We start from the raw sequence: 14386 nt of genomic DNA, 5'->3' as shown, positions 1-14386 counted from the left end.
AGAAAATTGACCCCTACTCGTTGAGATTCCAATTGTAATCCATGTAGGAAATCTTGGCTTTGGAATTCAGCTTGACTTTGGAATACTTGTTCAGAAAATCAATCAGACTGCCATTTTTGGTGAAATCACCTGAAAACCAAGAAAAAATGGAAGACACCTCAGCCTGATTGGTAGATATCTTGTTTCTGGTGGGGTCATTCACAAATGCTACGGCTACTTTTTGAAGCTGACTTTCAAGTTTATCCGCCACAAAGGCCTCATTCAATAAGGGAGGGCAGGAAATAGAAGCACAGTTGATGGCAAAATGAATTCGGGGTTCTTCAAACTCCTTTCTCAAAATAGAATGCTCGATCTCATCCAAGCTGCTTTCTACCCCTCCGATTTTGAAAAATTTATAGTGCCAAACATCCTTGATCAAAGGGATTTTAAGTTTAGGCCCAAGGTCACGAATACTTTCCACTGGATAATTATCCACGATCAATTTGACTGTAAATGCATTGTAGGCATTGATCCAATAAGCCATCTGCTCATTCTTGGACCAGGTTTTTCGGTCGGGAGCTTGCGAAGAAATCATGGCCAGATATTTTTCCAGTTTGGCCTTTTCCCTGATGAACCCTTTGTAATCGACCATCCCATCAGGTTTGACATGGCTTTGAAGAAGTTCATTCCAAATCTGATGACTAGGAGGCTGAGTCCCTGCCATGCCCAAGGTAGACTTGCCGCATGAAAAGGAGACGATCGTGAGGAAAAGAAGAAGAAATCGAGAAGCTAAGATTTTCATGATTTTGATTTTGTCTGAATTAGTTGCTCTGCACTTTTGAAAACTACTCCGAAGCTCAAATCGAATAAATGGGCGAAAGAGCAAGAGCTATTTTTTCAGAAGATACGATGCAAAATCCCGGAAGGATGAGCCAAGAATGTCAAATGTCCGGACAAAGACAGGAAAGCTCAGTAAACCTTTTGTCCTTTATTGAGCCAAATACTCCAGGTCTTGGAATAAGTATGTACGCGATCAGTGGGTTTTCCTTCGCTTACTATGGGGTTTTCTTCATTGACCCAATGGAAAATCCCTCCGTACAAATTGTGAATATCTTTAAAACCTTGATCCTGCAGTTTTTTACCAATATCCTGGGATCGGGCTCCCACACTGCAATAGACAATCACGGGTTTGTTTTTGTCGACATCCTTCAGTTTTTCCAAAGAAAAAGTTTCATACCCGACCCAAATAGCACCCGGAAGGTGACTGACTTGGTATTCTTCCCATTCTCTGGTATCCAATACTTGATATCGACTCAAATCCTGAATCTCCTCAGGATAGATCAAAGGAAAATCCTTGTCATAAATACCAGAAAGTAAGGTCTTATAAGCTAAAGACTGACTATGTCCAACTAAAGGCAGGAGCAAAAGCCACAAAAGCACTTGGGCCCGGAAGGAAAAGAAACGAATCGATGACTGAACCATAGGAGCAAAACTCCATTTTTTTAATCAAGGTTCTCCTCAGGCGTAAAAATCCGAAAGCCGGGCCAATCCTCTTTTGTCCAGAATAATGATCTTTTTCCCATCCAATTCAATCAGTTTATCCTTTTTGAATTCGGAAAGTAAGCGAATCACTGACTCGGTCGCAGTACCTACTATTCCAGCGATTTCTTCTCTGCTGAGAATAAGATCAATTTTCTGACTGCCTCCTCCTTCTATTCCATAGGAATCGGCCAATTGCAATAGCACAAATGCCAAGCGCTCCCGAATACTTTTTTGAGTGGCGTCGGTTAGCTTCGCCTCCATCTCCCCAAGTTCGTGGCTGATGGCTTTGGTCACTTTTTTGAAAAACTCAGTATTCTTAGTCAGGGTAGCCAAAAATGCATTTTTTGGAACGAAGCAGATCTTGGCATCCTCAATGATCATCGCTGAATTCGTGTAGTTTTCCTCACCCAGGAGTGCAGCATAGCCTAGGAAATCTCCTTTTTTGGCTAGGTGGATGATTTGCTCTTTTCCGTTGGAGGCAGTTTTGTAGATTTTTACGACGCCTGAATTGATACAAAAAATCCCCAAAGGATTGGTCCCCTCATAGTAGAGAATCTGCCCTTTTCGATGGGAGATCAGATTTTTATGATCAGAGATGGTACAAAGATGCTGCTCGGGCAAGTCTGAAAAGAGCGAATGCTTTCTACTCGCACAGAGCTCACAGGGTGTGTTATGGGAATGAGAACTCATGTTGGAAATTGTGCTAGGCGTACTGAATGAAATGTAAGAAAAACATGATAAAAATCATAATTCGAAAGAAAAATTTAAGGAGCTTTTGGGATAGTACTTTTCTGAACAAACTCTCCTTTACTTTCATCAAAAGACATACAGATATGCTGAAAACCGTTTGAAAGAATAATATGGGGACAATTTAATGGTTTATTGTAAGTAAGGGCTTGGATCAAGGTATTTTGATTGATTTTTACAGAGGGGGCTTTGCATTCTACCAAAAGGAAAGTCTCTCCTTCCCTATCAAATACCACCAAGTCAGTCCTTTTTGATAGTTGATTGTATTTCAAACCTCTTTCAAGAGACAAAAGACCCTTGGGATAAGCCATCCCTTCGATCAAATAATTGATCCAATGTTGCCGGACCCATTCCTCAGGAGTCAATACCAAATATTTTTTCCGTAAAGAATCCAGAATCATCAGCTTTCCATTTTCTTCCTTGATTTTAGTTTGGAAAGGGGGGAGGTTGAGAATGGGAAATTGAATCTCTACAGGGTCAATCATGGCCCAAATATGCCAGAATTTTATTTCACTGCCGGCAATCAACTAGTCAAAATTCAAGTAAGGGCTAATTTTATCTACCCATTCTTTTTTGAAGATTCTGATTTTAAGCAGATCCTCTGAATTCCGAAATGCCCCATGCTGATTTCTGTAAGCCACGATCACTTTTGCCTCAGAATAGGAAATGTAAGGGTGTCTAGCCAAGTCAGCAGCCTCGGTTTGATTGATCTGAAGTTTTTTTCGAATGCCCGGATCAAATTCAAAAAATTCCCAAACCGCTTCAGCAGTTTCGGCCTTCATTCCATACACCTCCATTAGCTGGCTTTTTGCAACAAATCCACCCAGATTCTCACGGTATTTGATGATTCTGCCTGCAGTGGCAGGTCCTATTCCGGGTACGATCTGAAGGGTAATGGAATCCGCCTCAGAAAATGGAATCCTATTAATTCGTTCTAATTGATTGGATTTGAAGTCTTTTTTGACTGTGTCCTGCGGATTGAAAGCCAGTAACGGAGAAGAAACGAGGATTACTCCCGCTTTTTCAAGACTATCCACGGCCAGTGTATATTCTACATAGCTTAGAGCCTCTTTTTGATTTTTAACCCAGGAAATAAGAAATGGGACAAAACTGAGCAAGCCTAAAATTGGCACTACCAATAGAAAACCCACTGTTTCCTTACTTGAAAAACCGAAGTAGGTATTGAACCAAAATTGAAGCCTCTTTTTCATTTAAAAAATCAAAAGTTATTCCATCGAATAATTTAGGAATAAACCTTAGCGGAGTCAATAGTCGAATAAAAAAATGAGGAAAATCAAATATTTTATTTAGACAAATTCTAAATTAATTTTCGTTCCTGTAATTTAAACCTTTCACGGCCCGATCTCTGTTATTTTTGCATTGCAAGAAATTGTAGGCATGCCAAACAAGTTTAAAGCGATCAGTTTATCCCACAAAACCGCTCCTGTCCAAATTAGAGAGCACATTTCTTTGACAGAAGAGGAAATCAGAAGAATACTTCAGAAGGCGAAGGATTTTTTCAGCTTGAGTGATGCACTGATCCTGTCTACCTGCAACAGGACAGAGGTCTATTACGGGCATGAACTTGACCTCAGCACTGAAATCATCAAGCTTATAGGTTTGGAAAAAGGGGTAACTGATGTCGTAAATTACCTCAATTACTTTGAAGTACTCAATGAAGACAATCAAGCCATAGAGCACCTATTCCGGGTCAGCATGGGCCTTGAGGCGCAGGTAATCGGTGACATTCAGATATCCAATCAAGTGAAAAGAGCTTATCAGGCTGCTGCTGATTTGGATATGGCAGGCCCCTTTCTCCACCGGTTGATGCACACTATCTTCTTCACTAACAAAAGGGTAGTACAAGAAACTGCCTTTAGAGATGGTGCGGCCTCGCTTTCTTATGCTACGGTGGAATTGATCGAAAGCTTGACTGTGAACACCTTTGAGCCAAGAATATTGCTGATTGGCGTAGGCGAGATTGGAGAAGATGTGGCCAAAAACATGGTACACCTCCCCCAGGCCAAGGTAAAAATCACCAACAGAACCTACAGCAAAGCTGAAGAAATCGCAGCACCTTTAGGTTTTGAAGTGGTACCATTTGAAAACGCCCTTGAAGCCATGAAAGAAGCTGATGTCATCGTCAGCTCGATCATGAAGAATGAACCCTTCATTACCAAAGAATTGGTCAAAAGCTTTGATATCCAGAGCTATAAATTATTTATTGATCTATCAGTCCCAAGAAGTATAGAAACTACCGTCGAAGATGTACCAGGAGCCATCCTTTACAATGTAGACAATATAAGAAGCAAAACTTCTGCTGCTTTGGACAAACGTCTTGGAGCAATTCCTGCAGTAGAGACCATTATCGAAGAAAGCATTGCTGAGTTTTTCAACTGGAAAAAAGAAATGATGGTCTCCCCTACCATCAATAAACTCAAGCAAAGTCTAGAGCAAATCAGACAGGAAGAAATCAGCAGATATCTGAAGAATGCAGATCCAAAAGAACAGGTCCTCATTGAAAAGATTACCAAAAGCATGATGCAAAAAATCATCAAAATACCTGTAATCCAGCTCAAAGCAGCATGCCAACGAGATCAGGCTGAGGAGATGATCGAGATACTCACTGACTTATTTGATTTGGAAAAAATCACCACTGAAAAATAATTCTCACTTAACTCCAAAGAAATGGCCAAAGGTAATTTGCAGATCCTTTGGCCTTTTTATCTTTGGGCCCATTTGAATTCTCCCTATTCCATGAAAAACAGGCGATTGGCTTTCCTATTCTTTATTATTTCACTAGGACTTTTTTCATTTAGATCCTTTGGTCAGACCTGGGAGGTGTACGACCTTCAGGGAAATCTGAAAAGTCGTGCAGTGTACGATGAAGTGTATGTCTTTTCAGAGAGTGTCCGGATCGGAAAAAAAGACAACCAACTTTTTCTCTTGGCAAGAAACCTCAACCCGATCGTCACCTTGGAAGGAGAGGATGTCTACCAATATTTAAGTCCTTGGATTTTGGTAAAAGGAAAAAATGGCATTGGGGCCTATCATGAGTATGGACAACAAGTACTCCCGGCAGAATTTGATGAAATCCTGACTTATACCACCCGCCTACTTGGGAAAAAAGGAAACAATTATTTTGTCTTTGAGAGAGGAAGTGGAAAAACAACTCCAATCGGCTCTTTTGAAGAGGCTCACTTGACTCATCTTGGAGTGGTCATTGCCCAGAAAAGCGGGAAATACTTCCTACCTCAGTCCAAAGATCCCCAAAGACCCTATGAACTCCTTGAAGAAAACGACGGAAGATATCTCTTGGCAAAAGAAGAATCAGGTTTTGGCATTATCAATGAGGAGGGAGACTACGTTTTGTCACCTACTTTGGAGCAGTTGGAATACACCAGAAACAATCATTTCTACGGGTTCAACGACAATCAGTATTTGCTCATCAAAGGAGACGAAATCAAGGCAGACGTCACTTACAATTCCTTCCACAAAATCACCAAATCAGGACATTTGATGCTTGAATACATTCATGGAAAGCTGAGAAGAATCATGAAGGAGGACGGGATTTTCCTCGATGCCGTCGGAATGGAAGAAGTGGAATGGATCAGTGGAGAAAATTACTTTGTACGCTTTAGAGAGCAGAAAAGTGGCCTTTATGGTCCAAAAGGCTGGCAGGTAAATCCACAATCTGATGCGGAATGGATTGGCGAGGGTAAAGAAGGGCTTTTCCCAGCTAAAAAAGGCGGGAAATTCGGGTTTATCAATTCTTCAGGAGAGTGGGTGATTCCCCCATCTTTTGAAGAAGTTGGAACCTTTGCCGAAAACCTTGCTCCATATAAACAAGGAACAAAATGGGGACTGATCAATAAATCAGGAGACTTCAAAGGAATAGCGGAATGGAAAGAAATTAAAAAGACTAGCGAGGGAAAGACAGTAGTGAGTTCCGATGAAGGATTTTACCTTCTAAATGAAAATGGAGAAAAGTTGAATTCTTTACCCTTTGACCAAATCTGCAGGCTAAAAGAGGGCTATTTCTTGGTTGAGAAAAATGGAAAGAGAGGAATTCTAAACAAAGACGGGGAAGAGATTTTTCAGAATGAATACAGCTTTCTCCAAGTTGAGGATAACGACTTCATCCTTCTTTCAAAAGACGGAAAAATTGGTGCTTTCCGTGCTTCAGGCGATGTCATTTATCCTATGGAATATGACCGGATTATTCCAGATTGGACCAATCAGGAGATTCTTGTAAAAGAGGCATATACCCCGGTAATTCTTATCCCGGAACCTACAGAAGGAAAACGAAAAAAGGGAGCTTGATCGCTCCCTTTCTTGTTTTTTCATTCTTATTTCTTCTCATTTTTATTTGAGCCTGAATCTTTCGAATCTTTATCCGAGCTGGCAATAGAATCACGCATGGTGGTGTCTGCCTTGATATTTTCCATTCGGTAATAGTCCATGACACCTAAGCTTCCATTGCGGAAAGCCTCTGCAAGTGCTTTGGGAACCTCTGCTTCTGCCTCGATTACCTTGGCTCTCATCTCTACAGATTTAGCTTTCATTTCCTGCTCCAATGCCACTGCCATCGCTCTTCTTTCTTCCGCTTTGGCTTCAGCCACCTTTAGGTCAGCAGATGCCTGGTCTATCTGTAGTTTTGCACCGATGTTAGTACCCACATCAATGTCTGCAATATCAATCGAAAGAATCTCAAATGCGGTCCCCGCGTCCAAACCCCGCTGCAAAACCAGCTTGGAAATCTTATCAGGGTTTTCCAATACCGTTTTATGATTCACCGAAGAACCAATAGAAGTCACAATCCCCTCTCCAACTCGTGCAAGAATTGTCTCTTCTCCGGCACCACCTACCAATTGAGCGATATTGGCTCTCACGGTCACCCTCGCTTTTGCAATCAATTGAATCCCATCAGCGGCCACTGCTGCCACACTTGGGGTATTGATCACTTTGGGGTTTACCGAAATCTGAACGGCCTCAAATACATCTCTACCAGCCAAATCAATCGCTGTGGCCTGCTTGAAGGAAAGGTTGATATTTGCTTTGTCAGCTGAAATCAAAGCTCGAATCACATTGGGCACATTTCCACCTGCCAGATAATGGGTTTCCAGTTCATTGGTGGTCAAAGCCAAACCAGCCTTAGTAGCAGTAATCAATGAATTAACGATCACACTTGGCGGCACTTTTCTAATCCGCATACCGATCAATTCGCCGATTCCCACACGGACATTGGCAAACTGAGCAGTAATCCAAAGATTGACAGGGACAAAATAAAGAAAGATAAAGAGTAAGGTAATTCCCGCTAAGGCAGCTACCAAAATGAAAATTGAACTTGATGGATCCATATTTATTTGACTATGATTTTATTGGTTTCTACTTTGACTATTTCAATGTCCTTGCCCGCTTCCAAAAATCCGGATTCAGATTTCACTTCGAATAATTGCTCACCAAACAAGGCCTTTCCTATAGGCTTAATATCCGAGACTGCCTTTCCCTTCATCCCTACTTCTAAGCCCTCGGTTCTGCCATCAAACGCTCCACCCGTTATTGAGGTTTTCAAGGAGAATTTATTCCAAACCCCAGAGCTAAACCCATACCATACGGCTGCCAGATTGGCTATTGCAGCTATGGAGGTGACCCAGATTGCAGTCTCGTATCCAAATTCAGAAAAAGCGTAGATTACTCCTGCAATACTTACTGCGAAACCCAAGATTCCGACAATGGTGGTGCCCGGAATAAATAAAACCTCGACCAGTAAAAGGATTAGTCCTATGATCAAAAGGCTGGATAAAATGAGAATTTCCATAACATGCTTGAGGAATTCCTAAAAATACAAGAATCCGCTCGAAAGGAAAGCAGGAAATAAAAAAACCCGGTAAAACCGGGAATTTATTTTAATAAGCTTTGGCGAAATAAACCCGCCCTTCAGAAGGCTTGCCAGAAAACACACAGGCACCTGATTCTTCTTTCCTGTCGAGAGGAATGCAGCGAATGGTAGCCTTGGTCAATTCTTTTATTTTATCTTCCGTCTCGGAGGTGCCATCCCAATGAGCAGACACAAAACCGCCCTTTTGATCAAGAACTTGCTGAAACTCCTCCCACGAATTGACTTCTGTAGTCATTTCCTTTCTGAAGGAAAGGGCCTTTTCGAAGATCGATTTTTGAATCTCTTCCAAAAGGGAAGAAATTTTCTCCTCAACTGGCATTTCTGAAAGCTGAAAAGTTTCCTTGGTCAGGGTATCTCTTCGTGCAATTTCGATAGTTCCGTTTTCTAAATCCCTTGGGCCCATGGCAATTCGGACTGGCACTCCTTTCAGTTCATATTCTGCAAATTTCCAGCCTGGTTTGTGTGTATCTCTGTCGTCAAATTTCACTGAAATGCCCTTGGACCTTAAGGCCATCATGATTTCTTTAGCCTTTTCAGATATAGCTTCCAATTCCGCTTCTCCTCTGTAAATCGGAACAATTACGACTTGATTTGGAGCCAATTTTGGAGGTAAAACCAACCCATTATCATCAGAATGTGCCATAATCAAGGCCCCCATTAATCGAGTACTAACCCCCCATGAAGTGCCCCATACATAATCCAATCCACCTTCTTTGGTGGCAAACTTGACATCAAAAGCCTTGGCAAAGTTTTGTCCTAGGAAGTGGGAAGTGCCGGCCTGAAGGGCTTTCCCATCTTGCATCATGGCTTCTATACACAAGGTATCGTCAGCTCCCGCAAATCGCTCATTTTCTGTTTTTCTGCCCCGAATCACAGGCAATGCCATAAACTCCTCTGCAAATTGAGCATACACCTGCATCATTTGAAGAGTTTCTGCCTTCGCCTCCTCAGCTGTGGCATGGGCAGTATGACCTTCTTGCCATAGGAATTCGGCTGTCCTCAAAAACAATCGGGTTCTCATTTCCCAACGGACCACATTGGCCCACTGATTAATCAAAAGAGGTAGATCCCGGTAAGATTGAATCCAATTTTTATAAGTACTCCAAATTACCGTTTCTGAGGTCGGCCTGACGATCAATTCTTCCTCTAATTTAGCCTCTGGATCAACAATAACTCCTGAGCCATCCTCGGCATTTTTGAGTCGATAATGAGTCACCACAGCACATTCCTTGGCAAATCCCTCCACGTGTGAGGCCTCTTTGCTGAGATAGGATTTGGGGATAAATAATGGGAAATAGGCGTTGGTATGACCGGTTTCCTTAAACATCCGATCCAATTCTGCCTGCATTTTTTCCCAAATGGAAAATCCATAGGGTTTGATGACCATACATCCTCTTACCGCCGAATTTTCGGCTAGGTCAGCTCTTTTTACCAATTCGTTATACCAGAGTGAATAATCTTCACTTCTCTTGGGTAATCCTTTGCTCATTAGCTTTTGGGGAATATTAAAATGTGCTTAATTTTGCTTAATTAGGGCTGGCAAATATAAACCAAAAAGTAAAACCCCGGTCCAGTCAGTCCGTATAAGAAAGTAACAATCGACTTCAAAAATGAAGAAATTACCCATCATATCAGCTTCAATACTACTAGGTGCACTTGCAATCAGTTCTTGTAGCACCAATAAAATGGCTATGAATGGCGCCAATGACAATCTTTATTTCATGGCATCAGACGTCAAAATAGCCACTCAATACGCAGTAGAAAACAACAATCCCAAAACCTTCCAATCACTGGAAAATGAGAATTCTCTGACTGAGGAGAATTTTAGCACAAGAAATGTCAATCCGGAATATATTTCCAGATATCAGGCCACATCAGAGGCTGACCAATCCGGAGTTGTTTATTTTGATGAAGGAGGTTCAGAACAGATAGCTCAAGGCAACATCAATGCCTATGACAACTTCTACTCAACCAATGGAAATCAAAATGGCAATTCTCCAAACATAAACTTTAACCTCGGTTTTGGATTCGGTTCCATGTTTAGTCCATGGGGAATGGGCTTTTACGACCCTTTCTGGGGGCCAGGATGGGGCTGGAGACCAGGATTTAATTTAAGTTTTGGTTTTGGTTTTGGTTGGGGCAATCCATGGATGGGCATGGGATGGGGCAACCCTTGGATGATGGGATGGGGTGCACCAGGCTTTGGCTGGGGATACCCAATGTATGGATGGGGATATCCAGGTTTCGGATGGGGTAGTCCAATCTATGCAGGACGGCCTATTTATGTACTTCCAGGAGGTGAATATGGTGGCAGAAGAGTTGTCTATGGCGCTCGTCCAACCCGAGGTGCAGGAATCACAAATTCTGGGCTCCGAGCTAGTCAAGCAGGTATTGTTCCTAACACAGCAAGAGCTCAAGCCAGAAGAGATGCCAATGCTGCAGGTACTTCTCCAAGAAGAATTTCTGCAAACGAAAATTCAAGAGTTGCCAGCAGAGATTTTGGAACATCACAAAATGACTATTACAATACTGGACGAAGCAGAACCGGAACAGTTAGAAATGTAAACTCTCCAGCCGCTGATCGTGCAGTAAATACAAGAAGTTCTATTCCTTCAGCGAGACCATCCGCTGCGTACGATAGAGGAGTAAATTCTCGAGGTGCTACTTATCCTGCGGGAAGATATGCCACTTCGCCGTCAAGATCTTCTAGCCCTACTTATAATAGGTCAACAAATCCATCTTATGACAGATCGGGCAGACCAAGCTATAATAGATCTACGAGTCCAAGTTACAACAGATCAACTAGCCCTAGCTATAACAGATCCACAAGTCCAAGTTACAATAGATCTACGAGTCCAAGCTATAACAGATCTAGCTCTCCAAGCAGATCTAGCTCAGGGGGATTTAGCTCACCAAGCCGAAGTTCAGGTGGGAGTAGCTTTAGTGCTCCTAGCCGAAGTTCAGGCGGATCCATTGGAGGCAGCTCTGGAGGATCCAGAGGAGGAAGGGGAAATTAATTCCCCTTTTTTTTATCCAAAATTTTCTGTAAGCCCGTTTATTTGAATAGATCAAATGGTAATGCCAATGAGAATTTCAGTTAGCATCTTTATGCTTTTGATTTTAAGTGCTTCTATTGCAAATGCTCAAAGTGGATATTTTGAAGACGCATTTAGATTCAGCAGAGTAGTACCTTCAGGCTCCGCAAGGATTATGGGGGTCGGTGGTACCCAATGGTCCCTTGGCGGGGATGTCTCGAATATTGCAGGTAATCCTGCAGGACTTGGATTTTTCCGCACATCTGAAATAAGCTTGAGTCTAGGCTATTCAGATTGGGGGGTACAAACCCAATATCTTGACCAATCCAGAGAATATAATACCTCAAACTTTTCTTTGCCTAATATCAGCTATGTGGGAGCAAAACCTAAGGGTTTAATGGAAAGCAAGGCATTTAAAGGAGGAGCTTGGGCGATGAGTTTCCAAAGGATAGCAAACTTCAACACAGAGTTTGGTTATTTCTCTGACGTTCCGGGTCAAAGTTCAATTATTGACTTTTATCTCCAGGATTCGTTTGGAATTCCGGAAAGCCAAATAGAAAATTTTGGCTTAACTGGATTGGCCTACCAAACCTATCAAATCAACCCAATTGCATTTGATGAAGAAGGAAATCCAATTCCCAATCCCAACGTCTATGACTCCTTTGTCTTAGGGCTACCGTTTCAGGATGAAAATATCCGTAGAGAAGGAAGTGCCAATCAAATGACATTCGGCTACGGAGCAAACTTCAATCACAAACTTTTCTTGGGAGGTAGTCTGGGGATAAGGACTTTAAACTTTTCTTCCTTCAAAGTTTATAACGAAGAATTTGTCGATGAACCCTTGGCCACATCCTCTCTGCAGGAAAACTTATTTATTAATGGAGCTGGAGTAAACGTGAATCTTGGGGTGATTTATAAGCCGATGGACAACCTCAACCTTGGCTTTGTTTTCCAGACGCCAACTTGGTATGGTTTGAATGAAGAGTATGAAGCTGCGGTTTTCACAGATTACAATAATTACTATTACGAACCAGAAGACATTACTTTGGGCCAACAGGACGCCTTTTCTGATTTGGTAATCAGTAATTATGGACTAAATACCCCTTTGAAAATAGGTGGTGGTGCGACGTTTTTCTTTGGTAAAAAAGGGTTCATTTCAGCCGATGTGGATTGGGTGGATTACAGCACTGCAAGAATAAACTCAAGAGATTTTGACGAGGGACCTGATAATGAAGTAATCAGAGATATTTATAGCAGTACCGTAAATTATCGGGTTGGAGGGGAAATTTGGTTGGATATGTTCCGAATCCGAGGTGGATATTCCTACTTAGGTGACCCTTATTCTAATTCTCCTGGTTTTGATCAGAGTACTCAGATTATCAGTGGAGGGGTAGGTATCCGAACAGGTTCTTTTACTTTGGACTTGACAATTTTCAACCAGCAATACGACCAATTGTATCGTAGCTATCAAGTATTGGACGAGGACGGATTCAATTTTGGTCCTTTGACAGAAATCAAAAACTCAATCACATCAGGGATTCTGACCGTTGGATTCAACTTTTAAGTTGATTGATCAATTCATACATGAGATACTCAGCGGAAAAGTCTTCTCCGCTGAGTTTTATTTTTGCCTGATTGTAAAAATATTCCCGCTGCGCAAGGAGGCTCTTTAGCTTTAAAGTTATTTCCCCACTATCCAAGCCTTCAAACATTGGCCTGTTTTGAATTTTACTTGAATAGAGCCTTTGCGAAATCACATCCAAAGGCACATCCAAGTAAACGGATATTCCTTTGGAATTAATTAAATCCATATTGTCATTGAAACAGGGTGCGCCTCCACCTGTAGACAGGACAAAGGACTGATCCGTTTTCAAAATATCCTCCAGCGCCTCTGATTCCCACTCGCGAAACTTCCCTTCCCCATAAACGGAAAAAATCATAGGGATTTTCATCTGATGTTTTTGTTCGATCAGTCCGTCTGAGTCAAAATAAGGAAAATTGAGCTCTTTGGCCAGTTGCTTACCAAAGGTAGTTTTGCCAGCTCCTGGCAGCCCTATTAGCACAACTTTCAAACCTTTGCTCATAAAAAGTAATCGAGAACTTCAGTTGGCTCCGGGGTATTATTATGGTGGTATTTATTCATGACCACACCGTCTTTTAGAATCATGATCCCAGGATTTGCTCTCATGATAGTTTTCACTACCGTGGCATCAGCCTGAAGACCAATTACACTCCAATTCTGTTCATTAATCACCCGGTCAATCTCCTCCTGGGTAGCTGCAGCCATAAAGACTACATCGACCGGAGCACCTTGCAATGACTTGACCAGGTTATCCATTTTTTCGAGGTTGGCATCATCCATCTTAGCTAGATTACTGCTCAGAATCACCACCTTATTACCTGCAAATAGAAACTCTGTTTGGTCACCTTCCTCATTCCATGCTGCGAAATCAGAAATCTTGGGTAAAGCCTCGGGATTTTTCAAAACCATTTCCACAAACTCGTAACCTTCTTCACTGGGATACTGATCAAACTCGACGGTTTCTCCACCCTTTTTCATCACATAGGTATACTGCAAAGGTGCAGAGGGCTGCATGTTTTGTTGAATATTTACTCCAGACTTGTAAGCTCTGAAATCAATGAAAGGAAGATTTTGGATGGCATATATGGCTAAACCAATCGACCCAATCAATACCACCGTAGAGCTGATTTTTGCCCATTTGGGAGATTCTTCTGGAAGATCATCTCTGAAAAAGAACAAAAAGGAAATCATAATCAACAAGACTACATCCTTGTAAAAGGACTCCCAAGGGGTAAGTTTGATGGCATCTCCGAAGCATCCACAGTCCGTCACTTTATTGAAATAGGCGGAAAAGAAAGTGAGAAAAGTAAAAAACAGAATCATGGCTCCGATTGCATAAACGGTCTGCTTGAGCTTAACTCCTAAAATCAACATCACACCAAGAACTACCTCTGAAACCACTAGGATTACGGCGATAGCAAGTGCATAGGGCTTGAATAAGTAGAAAAATGAAGCAATATCATTCGAAAAGACATCAAAATACTCCTCTAGCTTGATTGCAGTGCCAACAGGATCGTTGACCTTGATCAATCCTGAGAAGATAAAAAGCCCACCGACCAATAGTCTCAGGAGCCAAAGTATGCCTTGTTTGTTCATTCC

At 41.9% G+C, this 14386-nt stretch carries 14 protein-coding genes; 4 read left to right on the top strand and 10 right to left on the bottom strand.

Annotation, left to right across the window (positions count from 1 at the left end; all coding sequences use genetic code 11):
* Positions 1-13: 13 nt before the first annotated feature.
* The 5 genes from AAA938_RS02725 to AAA938_RS02705 all read right to left on the bottom strand — a co-directional run bounded on the left by AAA938_RS02725 (position 14) and on the right by AAA938_RS02705 (position 3479).
* A complete protein-coding gene (locus AAA938_RS02725) occupies positions 14-781 on the bottom strand; it encodes a DUF547 domain-containing protein (protein ID WP_338227088.1) in 768 nt (255 codons plus the stop codon).
* A gap of 167 nt (positions 782-948) precedes the next feature.
* Positions 949-1461, bottom strand: a complete 513-nt coding sequence (locus AAA938_RS02720; RefSeq protein ID WP_338227087.1) for a rhodanese-like domain-containing protein — start codon at positions 1459-1461, stop codon at positions 949-951.
* Between the two features lie 36 nt (positions 1462-1497).
* Positions 1498-2211, bottom strand: coding sequence for a Crp/Fnr family transcriptional regulator (locus AAA938_RS02715; protein ID WP_338227086.1), 714 nt, complete (start codon positions 2209-2211; stop codon positions 1498-1500).
* Between the two features lie 74 nt (positions 2212-2285).
* Positions 2286-2753, bottom strand: coding sequence for a type I restriction enzyme HsdR N-terminal domain-containing protein (locus tag AAA938_RS02710; protein WP_338227085.1), 468 nt, complete (start codon positions 2751-2753; stop codon positions 2286-2288).
* 42 nt (positions 2754-2795) lie between these two features.
* Positions 2796-3479, bottom strand: coding sequence for a ComEA family DNA-binding protein (locus tag AAA938_RS02705; RefSeq protein ID WP_338227084.1), 684 nt, complete (start codon positions 3477-3479; stop codon positions 2796-2798).
* Positions 3480-3666: 187 nt separating this feature from the next.
* Here AAA938_RS02705 and hemA point away from each other — a divergent pair, with 187 nt between their 5' ends.
* Together hemA and AAA938_RS02695 are read left to right on the top strand one after the other, a co-directional pair.
* Positions 3667-4935 (top strand): glutamyl-tRNA reductase, encoded by a 1269-nt coding sequence (gene hemA, locus AAA938_RS02700; protein ID WP_338227083.1) that lies wholly within the window; start codon positions 3667-3669, stop codon positions 4933-4935.
* Between the two features lie 90 nt (positions 4936-5025).
* Positions 5026-6591, top strand: coding sequence for a WG repeat-containing protein (locus tag AAA938_RS02695; RefSeq protein WP_338227082.1), 1566 nt, complete (start codon positions 5026-5028; stop codon positions 6589-6591).
* A gap of 26 nt (positions 6592-6617) precedes the next feature.
* On the opposite strand, the gene floA is transcribed toward AAA938_RS02695, so the two are convergent.
* The 3 genes from floA to proS form a co-directional block, all read right to left on the bottom strand.
* Positions 6618-7628: a flotillin-like protein FloA gene (floA, locus tag AAA938_RS02690; RefSeq protein WP_338227081.1), complete on the bottom strand. Its 1011-nt coding sequence runs from the start codon at positions 7626-7628 to the stop codon at positions 6618-6620.
* 2 nt (positions 7629-7630) lie between these two features.
* The gene (locus AAA938_RS02685; protein WP_338227080.1) at positions 7631-8089 is read right to left on the bottom strand and encodes an NfeD family protein; all 459 of its coding nucleotides are present in this window, start codon (positions 8087-8089) and stop codon (positions 7631-7633) included.
* Positions 8090-8177: 88 nt separating this feature from the next.
* Positions 8178-9659, bottom strand: a complete 1482-nt coding sequence (gene proS / locus AAA938_RS02680) for a proline--tRNA ligase (protein WP_338227079.1) — start codon at positions 9657-9659, stop codon at positions 8178-8180.
* A 121-nt stretch (positions 9660-9780) separates the two neighbouring features.
* Between proS and AAA938_RS02675 the strand changes: the two genes are divergently transcribed.
* Together AAA938_RS02675 and AAA938_RS02670 are read left to right on the top strand one after the other, a co-directional pair.
* Positions 9781-11187, top strand: coding sequence for a hypothetical protein (locus AAA938_RS02675; protein WP_338227078.1), 1407 nt, complete (start codon positions 9781-9783; stop codon positions 11185-11187).
* Between the two features lie 67 nt (positions 11188-11254).
* A complete protein-coding gene (locus tag AAA938_RS02670; protein ID WP_338227077.1) occupies positions 11255-12769 on the top strand; it encodes an OmpP1/FadL family transporter in 1515 nt (504 codons plus the stop codon).
* Here the strand turns inward: AAA938_RS02670 and AAA938_RS02665 are convergent.
* Positions 12759-13289: a shikimate kinase gene (locus AAA938_RS02665; RefSeq protein ID WP_338227075.1), complete on the bottom strand. Its 531-nt coding sequence runs from the start codon at positions 13287-13289 to the stop codon at positions 12759-12761. The genes AAA938_RS02670 and AAA938_RS02665 overlap by 11 nt on opposite strands.
* Positions 13286-14383: a BT_3928 family protein gene (locus tag AAA938_RS02660; RefSeq protein WP_338227074.1), complete on the bottom strand. Its 1098-nt coding sequence runs from the start codon at positions 14381-14383 to the stop codon at positions 13286-13288. Before AAA938_RS02660 ends, AAA938_RS02665 begins: the two co-directional genes overlap by 4 nt.
* Between the last annotated feature and the right edge of the window lie 3 nt (positions 14384-14386).

The sequence above is a fragment of the Algoriphagus taiwanensis genome (genome assembly GCF_036245645.1).
In the GTDB taxonomy this organism is placed as follows: domain Bacteria; phylum Bacteroidota; class Bacteroidia; order Cytophagales; family Cyclobacteriaceae; genus Algoriphagus; species Algoriphagus taiwanensis.
Note: the sequence above shows the minus strand (reverse complement) of the source record. Positions and strands in the feature narration are given on the sequence as shown.